At 36.7% G+C, this 24,033-nt stretch carries 15 protein-coding genes, 3 pseudogenes, 1 riboswitch and 1 other annotated feature; of the genes and pseudogenes, 5 read left to right on the forward strand and 13 right to left on the reverse strand.

What is annotated here, in order from left to right; genetic code table 11:
- Positions 1-48 precede the first annotated feature (48 nt).
- Positions 49-295: a binding site (T-box leader), on the reverse strand.
- Positions 296-374: 79 nt separating this feature from the next.
- Positions 375-998 (reverse strand): NUDIX hydrolase N-terminal domain-containing protein, encoded by a 624-nt coding sequence (locus J6L97_RS06245; RefSeq protein ID WP_054833046.1) that lies wholly within the window; start codon positions 996-998, stop codon positions 375-377.
- On the reverse strand, positions 985-1,446 hold the full coding sequence (locus J6L97_RS06250; RefSeq protein ID WP_054833047.1) for a low temperature requirement protein A: 462 nt from the start codon (positions 1,444-1,446) through the stop codon (positions 985-987). The genes J6L97_RS06245 and J6L97_RS06250 overlap by 14 nt, the downstream gene beginning before the upstream one ends.
- Positions 1,447-1,607: 161 nt before the next feature.
- Between J6L97_RS06250 and J6L97_RS06255 the strand changes: the two genes are divergently transcribed.
- Positions 1,608-2,291, forward strand: a complete 684-nt coding sequence (locus J6L97_RS06255) for a TMEM175 family protein (RefSeq protein WP_023488558.1) — start codon at positions 1,608-1,610, stop codon at positions 2,289-2,291.
- 295 nt (positions 2,292-2,586) lie between these two features.
- Here the strand turns inward: J6L97_RS06255 and J6L97_RS06260 are convergent, their stop codons facing one another.
- Together J6L97_RS06260 and J6L97_RS06265 are read right to left on the reverse strand one after the other, a co-directional pair.
- Positions 2,587-3,765, reverse strand: coding sequence for an IS256 family transposase (locus tag J6L97_RS06260; RefSeq protein ID WP_005728142.1), 1,179 nt, complete (start codon positions 3,763-3,765; stop codon positions 2,587-2,589).
- Positions 3,766-3,973: 208 nt separating this feature from the next.
- Positions 3,974-4,711, reverse strand: a pseudogene (locus J6L97_RS06265) (ATP-binding cassette domain-containing protein); the annotation flags it as partial.
- Between the two features lie 75 nt (positions 4,712-4,786).
- Positions 4,787-4,901, forward strand: a riboswitch (FMN riboswitch).
- A 111-nt stretch (positions 4,902-5,012) separates the two neighbouring features.
- Here J6L97_RS06265 and ribD point away from each other — a divergent pair.
- Genes ribD through ribH form a run of 4 tightly spaced genes read left to right on the forward strand, consistent with a single transcriptional unit; the run spans position 5,013 to position 8,319 of the window.
- Positions 5,013-6,071, forward strand: coding sequence for a bifunctional diaminohydroxyphosphoribosylaminopyrimidine deaminase/5-amino-6-(5-phosphoribosylamino)uracil reductase RibD (ribD, locus tag J6L97_RS06270; protein ID WP_057726820.1), 1,059 nt, complete (start codon positions 5,013-5,015; stop codon positions 6,069-6,071).
- Entirely contained in the window at positions 6,064-6,660 is a 597-nt protein-coding gene (locus tag J6L97_RS06275; protein ID WP_057726819.1) for a riboflavin synthase, read from the forward strand. The genes ribD and J6L97_RS06275 overlap by 8 nt, the downstream gene beginning before the upstream one ends.
- Position 6,661: 1 nt before the next feature.
- The gene (locus tag J6L97_RS06280) at positions 6,662-7,840 is read left to right on the forward strand and encodes a bifunctional 3,4-dihydroxy-2-butanone-4-phosphate synthase/GTP cyclohydrolase II (protein ID WP_057726818.1); all 1,179 of its coding nucleotides are present in this window, start codon (positions 6,662-6,664) and stop codon (positions 7,838-7,840) included.
- A gap of 14 nt (positions 7,841-7,854) precedes the next feature.
- Positions 7,855-8,319 (forward strand): 6,7-dimethyl-8-ribityllumazine synthase, encoded by a 465-nt coding sequence (gene ribH / locus J6L97_RS06285; protein WP_005722846.1) that lies wholly within the window; start codon positions 7,855-7,857, stop codon positions 8,317-8,319.
- Between the two features lie 77 nt (positions 8,320-8,396).
- Here the strand turns inward: ribH and J6L97_RS11110 are convergent, their stop codons facing one another.
- The 9 genes and pseudogenes from J6L97_RS11110 to J6L97_RS06330 all read right to left on the reverse strand — a co-directional run bounded on the left by J6L97_RS11110 (position 8,397) and on the right by J6L97_RS06330 (position 23,736).
- Positions 8,397-8,594 (reverse strand): hypothetical protein, encoded by a 198-nt coding sequence (locus J6L97_RS11110; RefSeq protein WP_054832894.1) that lies wholly within the window; start codon positions 8,592-8,594, stop codon positions 8,397-8,399.
- Complete coding sequence (locus J6L97_RS11115; RefSeq protein ID WP_223876393.1) at positions 8,594-8,944, reverse strand: group II intron maturase-specific domain-containing protein; 351 nt, start codon at positions 8,942-8,944, stop codon at positions 8,594-8,596. Before J6L97_RS11115 ends, J6L97_RS11110 begins: the two co-directional genes overlap by 1 nt.
- The gene (locus J6L97_RS06300) at positions 8,944-9,126 is read right to left on the reverse strand and encodes a hypothetical protein (protein WP_023488547.1); all 183 of its coding nucleotides are present in this window, start codon (positions 9,124-9,126) and stop codon (positions 8,944-8,946) included. The genes J6L97_RS11115 and J6L97_RS06300 overlap by 1 nt, the downstream gene beginning before the upstream one ends.
- 755 nt (positions 9,127-9,881) lie before the next feature.
- Positions 9,882-10,609 (reverse strand): annotated as a pseudogene (locus J6L97_RS06305) (transposase).
- Between the two features lie 379 nt (positions 10,610-10,988).
- The gene (locus tag J6L97_RS06310; RefSeq protein ID WP_057726816.1) at positions 10,989-12,014 is read right to left on the reverse strand and encodes a glycosyl hydrolase family 8; all 1,026 of its coding nucleotides are present in this window, start codon (positions 12,012-12,014) and stop codon (positions 10,989-10,991) included.
- Positions 12,014-13,322: pseudogene (locus tag J6L97_RS06315) on the reverse strand (glycosyltransferase family 2 protein). The gene J6L97_RS06310 and the pseudogene J6L97_RS06315 overlap by 1 nt, the downstream one beginning before the upstream one ends.
- On the reverse strand, positions 13,315-13,458 hold the full coding sequence (locus tag J6L97_RS06320; RefSeq protein WP_005719075.1) for a hypothetical protein: 144 nt from the start codon (positions 13,456-13,458) through the stop codon (positions 13,315-13,317). Before J6L97_RS06320 ends, J6L97_RS06315 begins: the two are co-directional and overlap by 8 nt.
- A gap of 4 nt (positions 13,459-13,462) precedes the next feature.
- A complete protein-coding gene (locus J6L97_RS06325; RefSeq protein WP_057726815.1) occupies positions 13,463-14,314 on the reverse strand; it encodes a hypothetical protein in 852 nt (283 codons plus the stop codon).
- Between the two features lie 185 nt (positions 14,315-14,499).
- Complete coding sequence (locus J6L97_RS06330; RefSeq protein ID WP_057726814.1) at positions 14,500-23,736, reverse strand: mucin-binding protein; 9,237 nt, start codon at positions 23,734-23,736, stop codon at positions 14,500-14,502.
- Between the last annotated feature and the right edge of the window lie 297 nt (positions 23,737-24,033).

Below are 24,033 nucleotides of genomic sequence, written 5' to 3' on the forward strand. Positions count from 1 at the left end.
CCAAAACATCCCTGATAAACAAAAAAGACCCTCAGCTGCAAATTGCAACTGAGGGACGCTTTGAGCGTGGTACCACCCTTTATTTATATCACTATTGCTAGCAATACCTTTCACGTACAGTCAATTACTCGACGATACGTAGGCACTATAATGGGTGCTCCCACTACTTCTTACTTTAAGTTAAGAAATAGAACTCGAAAGTGATTTTCATTTAAACTTAGGATTTATCTCCTCACACCTAACGAGACTCGCTGTAAATTAAGTCTAAATTACTCTTCTTTCTCTTTGTTTTCAGATTTATTAAATTTGTTAATAATTATTTTAATCAAAATATAATCGTTGTCAACAACTTTTTTATTTATTTTTCAAATTTTCTATTCAAATTGAGTCTGCCAATTAGGATCATTATTTGCCGCAAAACACATGGTAATTTGTTCCTCAGTATTTCGCCCAAGTGAAAGCTTCGGTAAATTATCTAATGCAAAATAATCACAAGCATCAGTTTCATCGTTCGGCTTAAATTCACCACTAATTTCTTTGCATAAGTAAAATACCTTCGTAATGTTGGTGGCCAAAATTGGTTTATTATGATGATTACGATCTTGAACTGCAATAATTTTGACGGGTCTAACTACTCTACCTGCTTCTTCATATGCCTCTTTAACACAATTTTGTGCTGTAGTTTGGTCATAATCATTCCAGCCGCCTGGCAATGACCATTCCTGAGTCATTTTTTCACGGACAAGCAAAATTTTATTATCCTTAAAAATTGCTGCTCGCGTATCAATCTTAGGTGTTTGATAGCCCTCATCACCCAAAAAGAGTGTTTTAATTTGTTCTTTAGGTAGTCCTGTCCTAGCTGCCATCATTTCGCCTGCAATTTTACGGATTTTTTCATAGCGCTCATGATCAAATACATCATGACCATAATGCAATCCTGCTTGAGCTAAACTTTGTAAATCTGTCGCCCACTTGATAAATTGATCATCTGAATTCATTTTTATTGCCTTTAATATAAAATTCTAAGAAAAATAACAAATTCCAAATTAATAGGCAGATTGAAATACCTATTTTAGATTTTATCACAACCCATAAGTAACTTACTCCTAGTGCAAAAATTAGTAGCAATGTTAACAGATTACGAATACTAAATCGACATTCAGTATTAATATTGTTAGCCAGATAAACTGCTACAAACATATTTAAAACTAAACCGCCAATATCTAAAAATCTGTTTTTGCTATATCGGTTAAAATAGATAACTTGATAAAGCCAAATTTGCATTACTACAATTACAACCAATAAAAATTGAAGAAAAATAACTAAAGGAATACTGCCATTAACAGGATGATGAATCATTGCAGTAATTCGAGAAATTGCGTATACGAAAACTAAATCATAGAATAATTCAAACATTCCAACAGGCTTAGCTATTATTTTTTTCAAACTAATCCCCCCTAATATTTGATTACTGTCTATCATGCTTTATATTTGTCCAAAAAGCAAATTATGATATTAATTTGTAAGAATCAATTTTTAGCTTGATTGTAAAAAATTATGCTAAAGTAATTATTGATTATCACATTAATTTAATCGGAGGAATAACTATGCCACGAAATCCCAGAAAACACAATTTTAATCAATTCTCAGACCAAGAAAAAGATAAATTAAAAAATGTCAAAAAAGAATTAGCTGAGGCCCAAAAGAAAGAGCCTGAAAGTCTACGTGAACATCTACAAGCCTTTAATGATGGAGTGATGGCCATTATCATTACAATTATTGTTTTAGAAATTCAACCCGCGCTTCATGAAATTCATTATCAGCAATTCATTAGCAACATTGCTGTCTTTTTAATCACTTTTTTTATTGTGGCAGATTTCTGGTATGATCTGCATTTATCTTTTTCATACTATATTTTTAAGCCTTCAAAAGCGATTGCCATTCTAGACTTCTTTTTTCTAGCGGATTTATCACTTCTGCCAGTCATGACTAAATGGATTATGGCTGAAAATTCTTCTTTCGCTGTAGCCAATTTTGGGATTGTCTTCTTAATTGCCAAAATCTTAGAATATCTAATTCAATATTTTGGTGCTAAAAATACTGCGCGCTATTCCCAAATCATGCGAATTATTATTAGCCGCTCCTTTATTAGAAAAATGACGGTTACTTTATTTTTAAATGTAATATTGATCATTCTGTCATTATTCAATGCAAAACTAGCAATGATTCTTTATCTAATAGTTCCAGTTATTTCATTTCTTTTTCCAGTTAAACGCAACAAAATTATGTGATTTTTATTTAAAAGAGCGCCAGTAAACTTAAACTAAATCTACTGGCGCTCTTTTGTTACTTTTCTTGTTCCTTACAATGACTCTTGCAAACACATTCTTTACTATCTACCATTTTGCAGTGGCAAATGCCATCCTTATCTGCACAAGGACAATTTTTCTGACATTTCATTTCATCGTGACAAAATTCATTCTTCATGTTTATCACCTCTATAGCTTATTATGCCTATGATAATGAAACTGTCAAATCTTTTGTGTAAATAGATCTTTCTCGTAAATTGATTTTTTAATTATTTATTTAATCAAAGTAGGATTCTAAGGTGTCCTGAACCTGACCAAAGCCTTTATGAATTCGATTGAAATAACGGTCATTGTAGCTCATTGCCTGGATGCCAATAAATGCATCAAGCGACTGTTCAGTTGGAAATTCTGCCTTAGGCTTAGCTTTACGCTTGATGACGTTGTTAAAGGATTCAATCATATTGGTTGAATAAATTGAAGCTCTGATTTGTTTGGGATAATTGTAGAAGACTAGCAGATCGGGCTCAATTTCCTTCAAACCTTTGATGACATGGCTATAAGCTTTATTCCATTTGGCATAGAATTTGTGCAAGACAGCTGCAGCTTCTTTTTTGCTTGTCTGTTGATGTATCTGCTTGAATTCGTTCATGATCTTTTCACGATCGTCGACGCGTACTTTAGCGCAGATATTGCGCATGACATGAACCAGGCAGCGTTGAAAATGAGCTTTAGGATAAGTCCTGGCCAAGGCTGTTTTCATGCCAACAACACCATCAGAAAGAAAAAGCTCAACTTGCTTCAAGCCTCTGGACTTCATGTTTTGAAGCATCTCTGTCCAAACTTCAATGTTCTCACTAGGAGCAATGCAGTAGTCAATGACTTCCTTATGTCCATTAGGTTTAATGCCAATGGCAATATATACTGCTTCACGCTCAAACGTTTCTCGGCGCAAAGGAAGGTATGTCGCATCCAAATAGACACAGAAAAACTTGTCGCTTAGCTTGCGCTTGTGATAAGCCTCAATCTTGGGGAGCATCTGCTTGGAAATATTTGATACTTGAGCTGGACTATAATGACTGCCATACATTTTCTCAATCAAGTCAGCGATTTCTCTGGTAGTTACGCCTTTGGAGTATAGCTTGATAATCGTGCTTTCCAAAACATCAGAGTGCTGCTTGTAGTCAGGCAGCGTGTGCTGATGAAACTGACCGTTGCGGTCTCGAGGCACTTGCACTTCAATTGGTCCAAACTGGGTATCAACCTTGCGGAAATAAGCACCATTTCTAGAATTGCCAGTATTCCAGCCATTTCTGGCATAGGGATCATAGCCTAGAAAGGCAGTCAACTCAGCTTCTAGCAAGTTATTAACAGCCTGTTGTAGCTCTTTGCGCAATAAATCATTTATTTTGTCTGGATTGAATAGAGCTTGAGCAAAATCTTTGGTAAAATCATTCATGAAGGAGTTCTTCTTTCTGTATGTGTTTTTTTGTTCAAACCAATCATACGAGAAAGGAACTCCTTTTTCTAATGTTTAAAGAAATAAATTTAAGGAATCATTCATCCTTACACAAACTATTTTACAGTCTCATGATAATCGAACTTTCCAACCAATATATCTTATAATTTTACTTTTCCTAATAAGATTATTTTATAGAAATATCTAGTTAATTTGTTAATTTAATCTGCTGATCAGCTACCGATGTAATGAAGTAAGGATCATGCTCAATTAGTAACATCGTTGGCTTCACACTCTTAAGAAGCTTAATTAATTGATCTTGATTGAATACATCTAAATAATTTGCTGGCTCATCCCATAAATATAAATTAGCAGGTTCTGTCAATGACTTAGCCAAAGCTACTCGTTTCTGTTGTCCCATACTCATTTCTTCAATTCTAGTTGTAAAATCAGCACGCGCAAATCCCATTTTCTTAAGATTGCTCAACAAAGCTTCATAAGACAAATGATATCTTTTAGCAAAGTCTTTTAATGATCCGCTATACATTACAAATTCTTGTGGTAAATAAGAGATTTTCAAACTTTCAATTAGCTCATAATTACCTTTGGCAATTAGATTTTGAGAGATACCCAGTAAATACTTAATTAATGTTGACTTTCCAGAACCATTTTTACCTTCAATAGCAATAATTTCATGATTATTCAAAGACAAAGTCAAGCTTTTAAATAGTTCTCTACTATTTTTTAGTTGCAAGCTAAGATCATTAAGTTGCAAAATCTCACGATGATAATCTGCCTGAAAATTCATAGTCATAGTAGGAACTTTTTCAATATTCTTTAGCATTCCTTCTTTTTCTGCAATCCTCTTATCCATGCGATTGCGTGCATTAATCGACTTCTTCATCATCTTTGCAGCTTGATGTCCGATCGCTCCCTTATTTAATCTGTTTTTGTTTGTAACCGCTTAAATTAATTATTGACATTTAGCTAGTTCAGTTTTACGATAAAGTTGAATTAAATAAATGTTCTTCGAGGCAAGGTGAAATTCCTGACCGGCGGTGAAGTCCGCAACCCGCGAAAGCGGTGGAATCCGATAATCGGTACCGATAGTATAGTCTAGATGATAGAAGAATGATAACCAATAAGTAACGCTTATTTGCATTTACTTTGATTATTTGACTTTGAATATTATTACTGAACCTCGAGAATACTCGAGGTTCTTTTTGCTCTACGAGGAAGTGATTTTAATGGAAAAAGATAATTTTTATATGAATTTAGCTTTAGAAGAAGCTAAAAAAGGTCGCTATCAAACATGGAAAAATCCTATGGTTGGTGCCGTAATTGTTAAAAACGGTCAAGTCTTAGCTACTGGCTATCATCACCATTATGGACAAAATCATGCAGAACGCGATGCCATTTCAAAATTAACCCCAGAACAATTATTTAATTCAACTCTCTATGTCACCCTTGAGCCATGCAACCATTATGGTAAACAGCCTCCCTGCTCAGATTTAATTATCAAAAGTGGGATTAAACGTGTTGTAGTTGGACAAATCGATCCACACAAACTGGTTACTGGAAAAGGAATTGCCCAACTACAAAAGAATGGGATTCAAGTAACTACTGGTGTTTTAGCTGATGACGCAAGTAAACTTAATAAGTTCTACAGCTATTTTTACCAATATGGGTTTCCCTGGATCACAGTCAAAGAAGCAACTAGTTTAGATAATAAAGTTGCAATGCGCGGCCAGCGAACTCCAATCACTAATCAAGCAGTGTATCAGCAAGTTCATTCTGAACGTGCTGATTATCAAGCAATTATGATTGGTTCTTCGACTGCTATCATTGATGACCCTATTTTAAGAACTAATGTCAAAAGTGACTATCCGCCAATCCGTATTATCATTGATCGTCGCGGACGGCTGTTAAATCATTTACGACTTCGCTTATTAAGTGATACAAATCCCACTTGGATTTTCACTCAAAATAAGCAAATGTCTAAAAACAACTTTACTAATTCTAAAATCAAAATTATTCATTTAGCAACAAACAAGATCCAAGAAGTATTTGATTATTTGAGTACAAAAGAAATCCAGTCAGTTTATGTAGAAGGTGGCCCTACTTTGGAAAAAGCAATTATGAATGAAATTTTTGTTAATGAAGTAATTAAATATACGGCGCCGATCTTTCTTGGAGATGAAGGCGTAACAGGTTTAGTACCAAACGAAACTGTTCCTTTGACAAATGTTAAAAAAACAGCCTTTGGCAACAATGAACGAATTGCAGGTGAATTAAAACATGTTTAGTGGTCTAGTTCGCGGGGATGCTCATATTAAAAAAATTGATAAACACAAGCAAACAATTAAGCTAACCGTTTCGTGCCCTGCAGACTTTACTAATGAGCTAACGATCGGTGATTCAATTGCAATTAATGGGACTTGTTTGACGGTTGAAAGTTTTACTGAAACTAGTTTTGTTGTAACCATGATGCCTCAGACTTATAAGAAAACTGTTTTTAAGAATTTGCATAACGGTGATCAACTTAACGTTGAGCGTTCATTAGAAGTCGGTCAACGTTTAGAAGGTCATCTTGTTACGGGACATATCGATGATTTGGCAACAGTTACTAAAATAGCACAGAATGAAAATGCAATTGAAATTTGGTTTAAGTTTCCTGCCCGATTATCAACACAGATCGTACCTCAAGGTAGTATTGCTTTAAATGGCGTTTCATTAACAGTGATGGATGTTAAAGATAACAGTTTTTCGGTAGGTCTAATTCCACATACTCAAGACGAAACCAATTTAGCCAACTTACAGATAAATGATGAAGTAAATTTGGAAACCGACATTATCGGAAAATATGTTGCAAAAAATTTAGAAAAGAGAAATTAAAATGGATGTTAGAAAAATTCAAAATGCAATTCAATGGATGAAAAATGGTGGTTTAGTGATTGTTGCTGATGATGAAGATCGTGAATCTGAAGGTGATATGATCGGCTTAGGGTCTAAAGTTACTCCTGAAAATGTTAACTTTATGACCAAACATGCTCGTGGCTTACTTTGCACCCCTGTAAGCAAAACAATTGCCCAACGTTTAAATTTCTACCAAATGGAACAAAATAATACTGATCCATACGGTACAGCTTTTACAATCAGTGTTGATTACAAAACCACCACTACTGGTATTTCTGCTTATGATCGTGCGGCAACTATCAAGGCAATTGCTGATCCTACTTCCAAGCCAGAAGACTTCTTTAGACCAGGTCACTGTTTTCCATTAGTCGCTAAAGATGATCAAATCAAGAATCGTAATGGTCACACAGAAGCTTCTATTGCCTTAGCTCATCTTGCTGGCGAACCAGAAGTTGCATATATTTGTGAAGTTATGAAAGCTGATGGTCATATGGCTCGTCGTCCCCAACTGAAAGAAATTGCTAAAGAATATCACTTACCATTTTTAACAATTGCAGAACTACAAGAATATATTAATAGTCCTGTGAGTAAACGCTCAGAATTTGTAAACCTTCCTACTAAATATGGCAATTTCAAAATTAAGGCTTACGCTAATGAAAACTTGGCTCTTATTAAAGGAAAGATTGATCCTAAAAAGCCAGTCTTAGTACGGCTTCATTCCGAATGTCTCACTGGTGATACGTTTGGCTCAATGCGCTGCGATTGCGGTGATCAATTACATACTGCCATGAAGCAAATTAATAAAAATGGTAGTGGCATAATTCTTTATTTACGACAAGAAGGACGCGGAATTGGATTAATTAACAAATTAAAAGCTTATGGTTTACAGGACCAAGGTTATGACACTTATGAAGCAAATGAAATTTTAGGTTTTAAGCCAGATGAACGAAATTATATTATTGCTGCCAAGATTTTAAAGGATCTAGGTATTAGTCATATCAATTTGCTTACTAATAATCCTGATAAAATTGATCAATTAGAAAATAACTGTATTACTATTGAAAAAAGAATTCCCTTGGAGATTCCTGCTAATGAGGTAAATCATGACTATTTAGAAACCAAACGAGATAAATTCCATCATTTATTAGGAGCATTATAGTAAGGAACACAGAAATGAATATTTACGAAGGAAATTTTAAAAACAATAATTATCATATCGCAATTGTCGCATCTAAGTTTAACGAAATTGTTACCCATCATTTAGTTGATGGTGCTATTGCTAGCTTAAAACAATTTGGAGTACTTGAAGATCAGATCGATATCTATTGGGTCCCAGGTGCTTTTGAAATTGGTTTTACTGCTAATAAGCTTCTCAATTCAAATAACTACGATGGTATTATGACTTTAGGCGCTGTCATTAAAGGTGAGACTGATCATTACAGCATGATTATTCAGAATGTTACAAACGCAATTATGCAGATGAATCTTAAAGCAGAAGTCCCAATAACTTTTGGTATTTTAACCACTGAGAATATTGATCAAGCCTTGCAACGATCCGGCTTAAAAGCTGGCAATGAAGGTTCCTCTACTGCTCAGAGTCTATTAGAAATGATTTCGCTAAATAAACAAATAAAGTAATAGAGTAGAGGGAGATTAATTCTCGCCCCTCTCATTGCACCGGACGTACGGTTCCGTATCCGGCGCTACGTTTGTAATCATCTACGAGATAAATAGTATTCTAGCGGATCGACCAAGCCTGGGCGATCCGCTTTGCTTATGCCCAATACTTTTGGGCTAAGCAAAAAGTTAACGACATGTCCGGTACTGCGTTTATACCAACCTAATCGCGTATTAGCTACTTTATGAATATCTTCGTCGCTAAAATTGCACTTTAATGCCTTGTTAATCCGCATTAAATTAGTGTATATTCTTCTTGGCAGTTTCCAATTTTAAAGTAGTTAGTCCAACCTCTGACCACTTGATTTACCATAGTAAAGACTAACGATAGAGGTTGAGCAGCTGCTTTCCTGCGACAAAGAAGCTCTCTAATCTTGTTATAAAGCTTGGACAGGATTGGCGAAAGCGGTCCGCCTTGCGGCACGCCAATCTTATTGGGCTTAACCAAACCATCTTCCATGATACCGGATTTTAAGAATGACCGAATCAAATGGAGGGTGGTTTTGTCATTTACTCGTTCTCTAATTATTGAAATTAATTTATCATGATTGACCGTGTCAAAATATTTCTCAATATCTAAATCAATTACCCATTGATATCCATCATCTTCATGATTGCGTCTTTAATTTCTGCTTGATGCTTTCTGAAATAGCTATCAAGTTCTTCAACCATTTTTTTATCTACTCCCGGAGCACCTTTATTAATCTTGACTCTATGAATCGCTTCTTTAAGATTGCTCTGACTTAGAATCTGTTCAATTAATTTCATCTCGTAATATCTCCATTTCTACTTGTAAATTTATTCAGAATCATCCCAATTGCTTTCACCATCAAAGAGTTACGTTCTCTTTGTGCTAGGCTATCCTCTTATTCGGACTGTCTGAACATTGCTTATAGCGGGGTATTCTCTTACAAACATTAGGTCCTTCGCATCCAGCTCCATTACAGAGCCTTCATCGCTACTATGACACCAGCTGACTTCTTGCGACTAACCTTTTTCGACCAGGCTTACGATCGCTGATGTTAAAGCTTGCTCAGCTTGCCTGTCCGCAAGATCTCTCGGGGTAAGACATTCATCTTTGATTTTCCACTGCCTCCTGGTTTACCGTCTTGACTTTACGTTTGTCTTTTGGACTTCTACTTGTATCGCAGCCTTATCCGCCATTTGGCCTAACCAGGTTTCTGTACGTAGGCTCGGAAAACTCGCTAGCCACTTCCTTCACCCATAGCGTCACCGCTATCGGCTTGTGGTTCACTACACTTGGCGACAAATACCCGTGGTCCAAACTTTCATTGGATTAGATGAAATGTCATGCCCGACACACAAGTAAAAAGCCACCGAAGCACTAATACGCTTGGTGACTCAAAGGTCTAATTATAAGTTTCTTCTACTAGTAGCTCATATGGCTTTAGCAAGTAGGTAGCTCCCGTTTCTTTGATAGGATAATTTTGCACAACAACTTTTTTGCGGGAAATATGATAATTAATTCTTCCTGAATTGTCAAATTAAGTGCAACAGTTAGGTTATGAAGAGATATATTGCTTGAAGAGTTCTTCTGCTGTCTGATATTGGAGGATTCGGCGATATTTGTGGTTAATGGCATTGGTTGCCTGTTGAACATAAGCTTTTGACTTGTCTTTCATGTGCTTGCCCGATAGTCAGGAATCTTGATAACTACTTCAAAGCGTGTGGTTCTTTCAGTTAAAGTCATTAAAGCAGGCTGATTCTTGTGCAAAGCGTGACCGCCATGGCTGTGATGACGCTTGTTCCTGCGTCTTTTGAGCTTCATAGGCAGATCGATATTGCTTATGTCCACCAAGCCCTGATCAATATAACGATAGGCAGTAGGCGTGCTGGGACAAGGGTAGCCTGGCATAGATCTTTTGAATTCACCAACGAATTCATCAATGCTGGTGGCATCAAATTTAGCTTTGAAGCGTCTTGAGATCATTCTTAAAAAGACAGCATAATGCTTCAATGGATTGCGCTGATAGCAGTTTTTGCGACTCTTCTCATAATAAATCTGTGCAGTATCAGCGTAATAGTGCTCATACAACAAATAGCTGCTGTCTCTTTGCAGGACGCTTCCGCGTTTGATTTCGCGACTGATTGTCGATTTATGACAGCCAACTTCTTGAGCGATGACAGTACGGGAAGTTATGCCAGAATCCAGCATTGCCTGAATCTGACCACGTTGTACGCTAGTTAATTGATGATAGTGTTTAGAAATGCTAGAATTTGAATTGGTCATGAAGATCTTCCTTTCTTGATTTTTCGTCACTTCAAGTTTAGGTCTTCATGGCCTTTTTGTTTAACACTTAGTGTTGCACTTCAATTTTAAATCCAGGAGTCATATTTTTTTCACTGTTTTTATTTTTTTGTCTTGATCGAATATAGCTTGAGCAATATTTTTGGTAAAATCATTCATGAAGGAGTTCCTCTTTCTGTATGTTGTTTTTTGTTCAAACCAATCATACGAGAAAGGAGCTCCTTTTTCTAATGTTTAGGGAATAAAATTTAAGGAATCGTCCATCCTTACACAAACTATTTTACAGTCTCTAAAAACAGTATCTTTCAACTATAATTACTAAAAGATACTGTTTCTTTATAAAATCTTTCCTAATAAAAAACTATTCCATCATAGCGACCAATGTAATTAATGCTGCATCGTAATAATTCGTATCAGTCAAACGATTAGTAAAAACATACTGTTGTGAAACAAATAAATTATCAAATTCCGGTTTCTTTAATTGATAGCCAGCAGTCACTTGTTTTTGCTTGCTGAAAAAGCGTAACATTTTAGTAACAATTTTTTTTGCTCGTGCATCTTTGCTAGTAGCTAAAAATAATGGTACGCGACAAGCATTGCCAGAATAATCACCATCGTTTTTTCCAGCTACTTCATTAGCTTTAGCTGGTCTAACACCTTTTTTACTAATCCAAGCAAAATCTGGAACTAAGCCAGAAGAATGTTGCTTGCTCAATTGATATAGTTTTGTCAGCATTACCTTCTTGATCGTTAACCATTGAGAATTACCAGTCAACTGATAAAAATCATCAAAGTACGTCGGTAACACGTCAGAGGTTCGCATTAAGTAATAATACTTCGATTTCTTATTAGCCCAATCACCAACAGTCAGCGTCTGAGTAGTCGAATTATAATCATAACGTAAGATATCAGCTAATAATAGCTTAGCCTGCTGCAAGTACTTGGGTTCGTTCCAGAGTTTTCCCGCTTTAATCAAACTTTCTGCAATGTATAAATCGCCATCAGTTGCATTAGTAGAATAAACTTTTTTATCCACTTGCTTCCATGACATTAATTCAGTTTGTTGATCATCGATAGTCAACCGATTAGCCAGGTAAAACCGATATAACCGTTGAAAATCTTCTTTTTTAGCCCACCCCTTTTCACCAGCCATAGCAGAAATCAACATGCCATAGCCTTGACCTTCAGACAAGCTTGTGCGTGGTGCAGCTTTTATCCAAGTTTTTCCATCACTTTCTTCAACCACATAGTCTTCCTCCCATTGGCGGTACAAATTGCGATACAAGGTGCGGTTATTGCTACCACGGACATAAAACATGATGGCAATAAAAAGCCCAATAGTCAGTAAGATCAAAATTGGGGTAATCCTGTTTTTGTTTTTTAACATCAATCTGTAAACCTCTTTGTTTTTACCCACTTCGTTGCTTCGCGATGGAAAAGTCTGTCAGCAATTGCTGACCAAACCGCATTAATCGATATAATGATAAACAGCTGTGAGTATGTAAAATATGATGCCACAGCAAGCCAAAGTTGTCTAGTTGTAACCTGACCAAATTGGGTACTGGCAGCCACACTGATTTGGAGTACATAGAGTAGAATCATCAACAACCAATTAAAAAGTAATACTTGACTGAGCAATAGATTCCCAGCAGTAAAAGTAAATGGCATCTCAACTGTTGGTACCCAAATTTTTATTACTGCAAAAATCAGATTAACAATGAAAAAGATATCTGATAAGACTACTGCTGCATTAAACCAGAAAAAGATACTGGACATATAAAAAGTTTCAAGTTTGACCCGCCAATTACTATGGTCAAATAAATGCCGAAAATTGTTAATTACTACTTCGTAATTACCTTTAGCCCACCGCAAGCGTTGATAATAATAGTCCTTTAGCTTCTCTGGTTCTTGTTGAAAGGCTTCAGAATTATGAGCTAGGGCAATTAATTTACCAGTGCCCAAAATCGTAAATGACAAATCAGTATCTTCAGTTAAAGCACCAGAACGAAAACCACCTAACTCTTTTAAAAAAGCCGTCTTAATCACAAAGTTAGTGCCCGGAATGCGCCCAATTTTGAATAATTGCCAAACTCCACAGTGCTGAATTCGATGCGTTACCACAATTTCCAAGTTTATACAGCTAGTCAAAAAAGTTTTGCTTTGCATTCCGCGTCTTATTTCGTCCAAAGCTAGCCACATAACGTTCTGGATCTTCCAATACCTTTTTGATCAAGAAATACAAGGCATTTTCTTCAGGCATCGCATCGGCATCATAAACGCATAAGTAGTCGCCGTGGATCATCTTAAGCGCATCGTTCAAAACTCCTGATTTACCACCTTCACCAGTTCTTCTGATCACTTTAAACTGTCGTTTCTGATATTCAGTCCGATTGCCAATGGCTTCAGCCAATTCCGCTGTTCGATCAGTGCAATTATCAGCAAAAATCAAAATTTCGACTTTATCTTCTGGATAATTCAAGTTCAGAATTGCTTTGCTAGTTTTTTGAATAACGGCTTCTTCATTATGAGCCGGTACAACAATAGAAACGGTAGGATAATACTCAAGTGGTGTAATTTTAGCAATTTCTTTACTGTGTTTTAACCAGAAAAGCACTCCTCCCCAAAGCGTAATTAATGAAAATAGAATCGATAACCAAATTGAAATCAAAGTCAATATCTGAAAGCCTTCAGTCATCCAATTCTCCTTTCTGACTCTTCATTAATGCCTGTTCGATATTGCCATAAATTTTATAAGCACAGAAAAAAATCACTAAAAATGCAATTGCAAAGATTACAGAAATAATCACGGACAAATAATAAAACCAGTTCATTTTGCTATCTTTCCTTTATGTATTCAGTCACAATTTCAGTTTCCAATTCACGACGCAAAAAACGAATTACAGCTATCAAATCAGGAAATCTATCACTATTGTCGACATTAATATAGACACTCGCATGTTTTAGCGAAACAGGAATCGGCAACTCTAACTCGCTTAATTTTGTATCAACGATGTGATTGACCTTTTTTACTAATTCATTGGGGATTTCTGGCGAAATTATCAAAAAAGTCGCATCTCCCATAAAGTAAATAAACTCCCCCTTAAGTCGATTATTTTTCGAAACTTTAGTAATCTGCTTCAGGATCCGATCATGACTATTAGGATGAGCTTCCGCATACTGCTTATGTTGATCCCAACTCACAATTTGAACGTTGGACCATAAATCGAGTTCGGGATGCTGCTCAATTTTATGTAGTTCATTCTGATAAAATTTTTCCGCACTATCGAAAGTTCTTAGCTTTAACCTCCGGTCATAAAGCGAATTATAATGCCGAATTTCGTCATTGCGATTGGTAAAAAAGCTCCAGCGAATGATGTGCTGTCTAATGACGGTAACTAGACTAGCCTCAATAGGATAAGCAATCAATAATAAAAATTTTTCCTTAACTGGCATTACTACATAGCCTAACAGTAAGAATCCTGCTCCAATCGTGGTAAGAATTAAAATCAGCCAAGTAACATCGACTCTTGAAAAGATTAAGCCAGTTAAAATCGCCAAAATCAAAATCATTACTAGGCCATTAAAGACATTAGCTGGGTATAATCTTGCTAGCCATAATAACAATATCGGGAAAGTAACGCTGGCAAGATAAGCTAAACCTGCTAATTTAAAATACTTTCTAGTCATTTTTATAACATCATCCTCAATTATGCTATTTATTTACAAATTTTCATTGTAATAATTTAGGCAAAGAAATGCAAGAATAGAAAAAACTACTCGTGAATAAATATTATCTTTATACGCTTTCATTTATACTTTAAATAACAGAAAAAAGTTAGTTTCATTTTTAATGCGAAACTAACTTTTTATACTTATTTATCCTCTTTTTTCTTCACACCTAATAATGCGAGTAGACTTGATAAGCCCACAAGAGCCAAACCTAATAAACCAGCTTGGGTTTCTTTTTCACCAGTTTGTGGCAATTGGCCTTGTGCCTGTTGCTCAACATTAGGTTGAACAACTCTACGAGCATGGTTTTGCACTTCTTCGTGTGGTTGAGTTACACGATTGGCTTGATGAAGATGTTCTTCAAAACCTTGAACATGTGGTTTACCTTTATTTGGTTTGTCATTTGTTGTTGGTTTTGCAGGTTTATCATCAGGTGTTGCCGGAGTTGTTGGCTCAAGTTTTGGTGAAGGAGTATTTTGATCTGGCTGATTTTCTGGACTTACCGGTTCACTCGGAGTTATCGGTATATCAGGTTGATTAGATGGATCAGCTTCATACGTAATAACTTGGTTCAAATCAAGATCCTTATCCCAGTTATTTGTATTAACCGTGATTACTTGACCACCAGCTGTTGAAGTTGGGTGATATCCTGGAACTTCTGGAGCAGTAATCGTCGCAAATTTGGAACTTTCTTGATAATCGCCTTGCCAAGTTGTTTCACCAGTTGCTAAATCCTTTACGCCATTTTGAATAAAATTGATGGTTGCCGTCTTCTTAACCTGCGTGCCATCTGGCAATTCAAAGGTTACAGTTAACGTTACATCTTTAGTTCTTGTGACGTTTTCCTTCTTATGACGAACATGAACAATGACTTCTGGATGCTTATCTGGACCAAAAGTAATCTCGGTTTCATAGCCTGGAACCAATTCATACTTTGTATCATCCGGATTAACTACGTTTGTAGGTACTGTCTGATCAGTTTTACCAGTGATCGTTCCAGAATCAATGGTTGCCCCATGATTGTCATCATCGACATAAACTACATTAGTAGACTGATCGTTAGCACTGTATGTTACGACCACCATTTGATCATGTCCTTTAGTAAAGTCCGCATCCTTTACTGTCTCAGTCTGTTCATCGACCTTGGTAAGATCTGGAGTGTAGCCAGCTATTTGAGGACTAGTAACAGCCTTCCACGTCAAGCTTTGAGTATAATCTGGATCCCAAGTAATTTCACCAGTAACCAAATCTTTTTTACCAGTTTGAGTAAAGATCAACGTTTGGTTAACCGGATCCGCCATTTGTTTTCCTTGTTCATTGACATAGACAATAGTTCTTGTGGTCTTCAAGGTTCGGTTTGTATCAGCTAGCTTATGCTTTATATGAACCTTAATTACCGTTTCATCATCTGGCTTCAAGGTAACCGTTTCTGGCAGCTTATCGCCATCAACGATTTCATACTTTGTAGAGTCTGGATTGCTGATATTGGTTGAAACTGTTTCATCCGTTACCCCACTTACGGTTTGTGTATTACCGATTTGGCTACCATTGTTGTCATCATCGACATAAACTACATTGACTGTTTGCGGATCTGCCTTGTAAGTGATTGTCAAGTTTTCAGTATGTTTTTCACTGAAATCTCCATCACTTGGTGAAACTGTTTCAGCTGAAATTGCCTGCTTATCACTAGTGTATCCAGCTATATTCTTAGCCGCTACTTTTTCAAAGCTCTGACTGTCAACTGGGACCCATTTAATGGTACCAGTAGCTAAATCCTTGTCCCCCGTTTGATTAAAGGTCAAAGTCTGCTTTTCTGGATCTGCCATTTGCTTACCAGCTTCATCAACGAAGTTAATGGTCCGGTCATAAGTTACACTTCTATTCACTTGTGTATGCTTATGCTTCAAATGAACTGTAATTTCTGGATAGCCAGTAGTACTAAAGACAATTTCATCTGGTAGGTTATCACTATCAACTAAATCATATTTAGTTGGATCTGGGTTAACAATACCAGTAGCTACAGTATCAAAAGTATGACCGGTGATTTTATTACTACTAATTTCCTTATCTTGTTCGTCATCATCAACATAAGTTACCTTCGTCGATTGCGGAGCAGCATTATAGTAAATCTTGTAGCTGATTACCCAAGCCTGAACGTAAGGGTCAGTATTAGTCTGCGCGATTTTTCCACCTAATTGGTCATTAACTACGGAAATCTTATCGCCATTTTCACCATCAATTGCTACTTCTTGAGCTGGTACTGCTTCCATACCAGGTTGAACTACATAGCCTTGAATTTCAGGACTGGTAATTCTGACAAATTTGCCAGTAGTTGATGTCCAATCATGTTGCCATGTGTATGTATCAGTTACTAAGTCCAAAGTACCATTTTGAATGAATACGACTCTGTTAGCTGCATCAGTAATGTAGTCGCTATGAATGGTGTGCTCTACACCATTTTTGTCGACATAAACATATGAGATCTTTTCACGAATGTCACGATAACCAGTTGCTGGAGCTGTCTTATGCTTTACGTGAATGACAAAATTGTTGTTATTGTCATCAGCTTGATACTTACTATTTTCAGGCAATCCCGACATATCAACTTGATAGTTTTCATTAGTTAGTTTATCTAATTCATCTTTCAAGTTATCGAAGTAAACATTCGTGCCAAATTTACCTGAAGATGATGTAGTGAACAACTCTTTAGGTTGGCCATCAACTAAAGCATCATCATCAACAATCCTCAGTTGAGCTTTTTGCGTATTTGGTTTATATCTGATATCAACAATTGTATCCTGGTCATTAGGATCTACGCCTGTTAATTCAACTGCTTCTAGCATTGGACTATAACCAGCAGGTGTAGGAACAATGTCTGTTGCTTTAACTGCATCCATGGTCGTACCATCAACAGCAGTCCATTCATCGTAAGTCACATTACCGTTAATTTCATCGATTGTAGCCCCACGAGTAAAGTGCAAAACTTGATCCATACTCTTGATCGTGCCATCAGGCATGTGAACTCTGATCGTTCTTGTGACCGTTTGATTCAAATCATCATGATCAACCCCAGCTGGGAACGGACGGATACTGTTATCAGGTAAAGTCTCAGTGTTCGCTTCATGATATTCATCATGATTCAAGTGAACTGTAGCATGTTCGATTTCAATTCTAATGTTTGCTAAAGGTGTCTTACCAAAACTAACCTCAGTAGGAATTTCAGTTTTAGGATCAACCAGCTTCCACCCCATTGGCGGTGCAATGAGATCTCCAAATTCATCAACTACTTTTACGGTTTGTCCCGTTGAACCTGAGAAGGCATATTCTGGCTCAATGACATTTCCATTCTTGTCAACGAATTGTATCGTGACAGATTGATAAATTGGTGAGTAAAGCACTACTTGGGTTTTCCCATGCTCCGGACCATTAACCGGATCAATTGTTGGCGTTTTTTCTTTAACAGTTGCCTGACTAGCTTCATAACCAGCAACTGGTAAAACATCAACACTACCAAAATCAGGATCTGAACCTGCCTTTACTTGCCAATCGCTATATGTAACTGCATTCTTGGCTTGCGCAGGATCCGCTAATTTTACCAAGTCAATTGTAGCTTTTCTTTGGTAAGAAACACTTTGAACAATATCTTTAAGTTCTTGCCCTTGATCATCAACTACAGTTTGACCGCTTAGATCTTTGCCAGCCCATGTCGTTCCATCAGCATACTGGAATTTAATTGTCCGTGATACTGTTTGATTCAAATCATTTTTATCCACGCCTTGAGGATAAGTACCCTTATAGCCCTCATTAGTAGTTAATTCATCACCATTTGCGTGGCATTTATCAGGATTAACCTCAATTTTCTTGTGACGCATCGTTACAGTCCATTTCCATTTATGAACTTTTGATTTGTCAAAATACTTATCATCGCTAGTATCATCAGAATAGCCATCAGTTACCAATTCATAGCCTTTAGCCACAAGTTCTTTTATTGTATCAGCAGTTGAATACCTAATCGGATCTCCATGTGGACCGTGCATAGTATCAGCTATGATCGTACTGCCATCATTATCGGCATCAATATAAGTTATTACGGCATCGGTTTGATCAGCGATATAAGCTACGTTAACTGTCTTCAGGGCATCGCCTAGGTTAGCATTCGCGCTGTCTACAGTAGCATCAACGGGCATATAATTGGCAATCGATGGCGATGTAACTTCAGTGAACTGACCATAATTTGGCACACTAGTGGTCGTACCATTTTGGGTAGTTGCTGATTTTACCGCACGATATTTCCCAGTGTAAGTAATTTTCCCTATAACTAAATCGATAGTTGCATCTTGATAGAAGGTTACGGTTTGAATCGTATCACTTAAGCCAGCAACGGCTTGACCACTGACATCAACCCCGTTGATTTTAGTTCCGTTAGCATAAACATGATGAATTATCCGCTGAACTGAAGACTGGCTAGCTGCTGCATTAGGATCATAGTTGTTAGTTGGATATACTGGACTATTCGGATCGCTTGCATCAACCTTTTCACCAGTAGTTGGCAATTTATCAGGTGCAATCGTTACTAGTTTGTGGTGATAGTAAACATTAACTACCGTTGATTTGCCATCAACACTAGGAACAGCTTCTACTACCTTTAAAAAGGCATTACCGTTTTCATCAACTGGGCCTTCATAACCAAATTTGGACAGATCATAATTAATTACCGCATCTTGCTTAGATGAATTTCCATTTTCTGTGTCAATTTCAAAACCAGAATATTGATCACTAACATCATATGGAATATATGATTCGCCGGCTTTAGGCTTCCACGAACCATCGACTAATTCCATCTGACTAGGTTTATAATAACCAAGAATTGCGTAAGTAATCGCATCAGTTACTTCAAAGCGCTTGTAGTTAACACTTTGGATAATTGTATCTGGATAATCATTTTCAGACAATGGATTAATTGGTAAGTTATTTAATGTTTCATCATTCTGATCGGCATCATGATAATAAATTATCCGTGATACCGCTCTAATCTGTTGATTATAGTTTACTGGGTCTTTTACATAAAGAATTACATTATTCTTTTCAGGATCGCCAGTAAACTTACCTGGGGCTGCTAACTTATCAGTGTCAATATTAAAACTATCACCGTAATAGACAATATTTTGTTGCCCTGTTTCAGAGTCATAGTAATAGATCTGATCAAGTTTATATGCATTTGGCGTTAAGAAATCGTGAACTTTTTTCCTAAGCGCTTCAAGCGCACCAGACGCATCATCATCAGTTTTTCCATTTAAAAACCCGATTGGTACAGTAGTAATCCACTTTTTTTGAGTTTCATTGAACATTGTATAAGTCAATGTTTGGTTATCCGGAATATAATGTACTACACGTTTTGATACTATTTGATCAGTTGTTGGATTCGCTGTAAATAGCGAATTAATATTATAATTTTTAGCCGTTTGTGCCAACGTCGAATCTGCGGTATTAGCAGTGTAGCCTGACAAAGATGGCAACCCCTTAACCCCAGGAATCGTAAAATTACCACTTTCATCAACAGCAATACTTTCATTGGTGCTGGTGTTAACAACATAGTAAGTTGCTTTGCCTGTAACCAAATCCGTTACTCGTTTTAGACTATATGTATACGAAGTAGGAGTAGCTTTTTGGCCATTTACAACAATTGTATTTTGATCATCAGTTCCACCTGCTTGATACTTGCTAGAGCTGTCATCATACTCATAGTAGGTTGTATCTTGAATCGTCTTAGCTTCCGATTTCGTCTTGTGTTTCAGTTCAAACTGAACGATATCTCCATTAAAGTAATACTTGACCTGTTTGCCAAAACCTGCATTTTGAGCTTCATCACCAGAATTAGTAATGATGAAGCTAGGAATTGAAGAACTGAGTTCATAATTTTCTGGAATCAAGGTAGACGGAATATTCTTTGGATCAAAATCTGCAAGATTCATGACGTCTTTATTTTCGACATAAGTCTTAGCCATGGATGGAACTTCAATATATTGATCCTCGCCATTAGCGTCAACATAATGCAATCTCGTATCGATTGTTGATTTACCAACAATTTGAATACCTGTGTCAGTTGAGACAAATGGTGTGAAGTTCGATCCCGTCAAAGCCACTCTTATATAACCTGTTTTACCAGCGTCAGACTTAAAGTTAGGGTCATGTCCCTTAATTACGAAACGTCCTATTTGATCAGCAGCTGGAATATCCTTCGAGAACTTCACAATGATCGATTTAACCTTAGACCAGTCTTTAACTTGATCACCAGTAACATAATTATCTAGTGAAGGTTGAATACCCTTTTCCTTAGTCGATGGCAACCGTTGAACGTCATTTGCGTAGTAGAAAGTAAAACTATTATCAAAAGTCTTATCATAAGAAGCATCATAAGTAACGGGACCATCAACAGTGAAGTCAAAACTAGTGCTATTGTCACTGGATAATGGAACGTTAATCAACAGCCTCCCATCTTTGATCACATTCAAATCATAGTTAGCTACGTTAACGTAGTAATACATTGTTCCGTCGCCTTTAGTATCACTGGTTCCTTTGACAGCAGCCTTAGGATCTTCATTACCTTGAGCCATGTTAGGAACATAAGCAATAACTGGTGATTTAATAGTGAATCGGTTGCCATACAAATAGGATAACTTATAAAGCGAGCCTGGAATATCACTGTTAGTAATATTTTTAGTAAACGCCTTAGTCTGATCATCAAGATTTGTATCACTATACTTTGTCGTATAATGACTCATTCCCGACTTAGTATAAACAAACGCATCATAGTAGTAATCTCCAGCAACTCCATCAGGGTCGATTGTGATGCTAAGCCTATCGTGCGATTGATCAGCATTAGTATTATAGTTAAATCCTGTTCCGGTATAATCTAACTTCACTACTTGACGCCCATCAACCATATAAGTTTCAAATTTAGGCTCAATCACTTTACCGGTGTTTGCATCTTTAGCCTTATATTGAACAGCATCCCAACCACCACTAAAACTGAAGTATTTTGGTAAAACATAGTAAAAGATTGGTTCAAAAACTTTTACCGTGGTTGCTTTAGAATCATTATCAAAGTGCATATCAATTGTTCCAGCTGATTTAGTCGGATTAGTTGGATCATACATTGTACTAGTCTGGCATCCATAGGCTTGCATTGCAGCTGTTAAGCTATCCAAGCCCAAAACCTTTTGGTCCACAGCTGAGGTTGCAGTTTGATTATCATTAAAATCTGTAGACCGAATCGCAACCTTGGTCGATACAGTTGTATCTGGTGGCAAAGTTGCCATATTATTCAACTTATCTGATATATAGCCATATGCTTCAAAAACATCTGGATCTTCATTTTGAGTCGTACTACCACTATTGCTGTCTGGGATTTTTGAAAGATCCGACCCCATCTTGGTAGTTGCCCCTACTTCAACATAATTAGGCAAAATATCAGCTTTATAGATGGTAGTCCCCGTAGGTGCAGCAATAACTTGCCCAGCATCAACCGATGCTGTAATAAAGCGGTGCTTTTGCGTTGCTTTATCTACAACTTCAATAACATATTGGTAAGAAGTTAATCCTGGTCGCAAGGTGGCATTAATATCAGGCGTTTTGATACCAGTCACTGCCAAATTTTCATCAAAACCAACTTGAATATGGAGACTATTGGTAAAACTAATTGGAGTATCATTGGTAAAGCCAAAATAGTTCACAATGTTGGTTGCTTGCTTTTGAAAAATAGTCTTGCTTCCGTTATTACCAACAACTTTAGTCGCTAAATCACCTTGTTTAGGCGTTACTTCAGGCCCAACTAGGTTAACTGACCATGGCTGATTGATAGTTGCTGAAATAGTTGAAATGCCATCAACGGTTCTTACTTTTTGATCAATTTTAATATTGCCATCAGCGGTATAGATCTTATTCTCATACGGCCCAACGGGCTGCATGAATTTTCCTACCAAGTGATACCCAGTAGCACCGGTCCAATTTTGTGAACCTGTTCCAGCTGCAAGTTTAATTACAATATCTGCTCCAGCTTTTTCTTGGGTAATTGTAGTTTTTCCATCAGGCACCAAGCCACTTGCTCGTAAACTAGCATCAGGATCGATTACGAAATCGCCAGGTACGGGAATGGTAATTGTCGTTCCCATATTAACCGCACTGTTAACTTTATTGGAGCCATAGCTAGTATCATTTTGTAATCCCGTGGTTTGATTAATATTTAACTGAAAATCATAATTAGTATTAGTTTGTAGTTGCGTAACCTTATTAGGACTAGGCTTAACTTGGTTAAATGTTGGATGCATGGAATCCTTTATTATAGTGGTGAAGTATAAGGATTTATTTTTCACTTCACCCTTTTTAGGATCCACGTAGCCCCATGAAATTTCTCGTTTAACTTCGCCGGCTGGATCAATCGCATTACTTGAAGTTGCTGCAGCTTGTCCAGTATAGTTGTTACCATCTGAAATTACTAGCTTAAAACCGGTTGTAGTAGTAAAGTCATTGCTTACTGTAAGTTTGTAATTAGAATATTTTTGCCCATTAACTGTTTGATCACTCTTAGAAATAATCCCACGATTGGCAATAATTGTATTATTAAAATTGGAATCATCAATCCCAAAAGTCGTTACTGGTACCGTAATACTATAAACTTCACCAGCTTGAAAAGTACCAGATAAGTTAATATTAATTGGGGCGCCATCAGTACCATCGTTACCAACGGTATTACGGTTGATTGCTAAGGTAATGCCATTATCATCGGTAACCGCCAAATCAGAATTAGTAGTGGCCGGAGTCGGGGTTCTTACAGCTAACTTGGCGGCTACAGCTAACTTGGGTGTTACTTTACTATTTGTAGTAGACGTAGTTTTTTGCTTTGCACTATCCGTTGTGTTCGTTTCAGTCGAAGCTTTATCACCAGTATTGATAGGTGCCGCCACTGTAGGATCTGTTCTTAATTTTGTTTTTTCAGTTGCCGTATCAGGTGTACTTGTAGTAGATTTTGCTTTGTCATTACTAATAGTATCAGTTGCAGAAACTGATTGATCAACCTTCGCATTTTGAGTTTGGTTTTCATTATTTGTTTGTGTTTGAGAAGTCTGATCCGTTGAAGTTGGATCCTTAGACTGTTCAACAATATTCGATTGTGTATTTGTAGTTTGGTTGTTTGTTATAGTCTTATTTTCAGTTGTTTGCGAGGTCGAAGTTTCAGCAAAAACGGTATGCCCACCAGCCATAAAAAAAGTTACTCCTAGCATTACCGAAGTAATGCCAATTGATAGCTTTCGAAAGCCAAAAGTAGGCTTTTGATCCATTGTTTGCTTTAATCTTTCGACTCTATTACTCTTGGCTAACATAATTTAGCGTATAGCTTTCATGATTAGCTTATCTTGGAAGCGATACTTTTCAGTCCTTTCTCTAGTTAATTTTTTAAAAAGCAGTATTCAATTGAAGAATTCCTATTTTTCCTAGCTATAATAATATGCTTTAACTTTCATTATACGCCGATTATTAACCAATGTTGGACTTCCCTGTAAGAAAATTTATCACAAATTTTATACTATTTTGTAACTGCGCATATAAATTGTTTATATATAAATTAGCAATGTATTATAATTCGCTTTAACACTAATTAGGAGGGTGAAAGAATTGAA

This window comes from Lactobacillus crispatus (genome assembly GCF_018987235.1).
Taxonomy (GTDB): domain Bacteria; phylum Bacillota; class Bacilli; order Lactobacillales; family Lactobacillaceae; genus Lactobacillus; species Lactobacillus crispatus.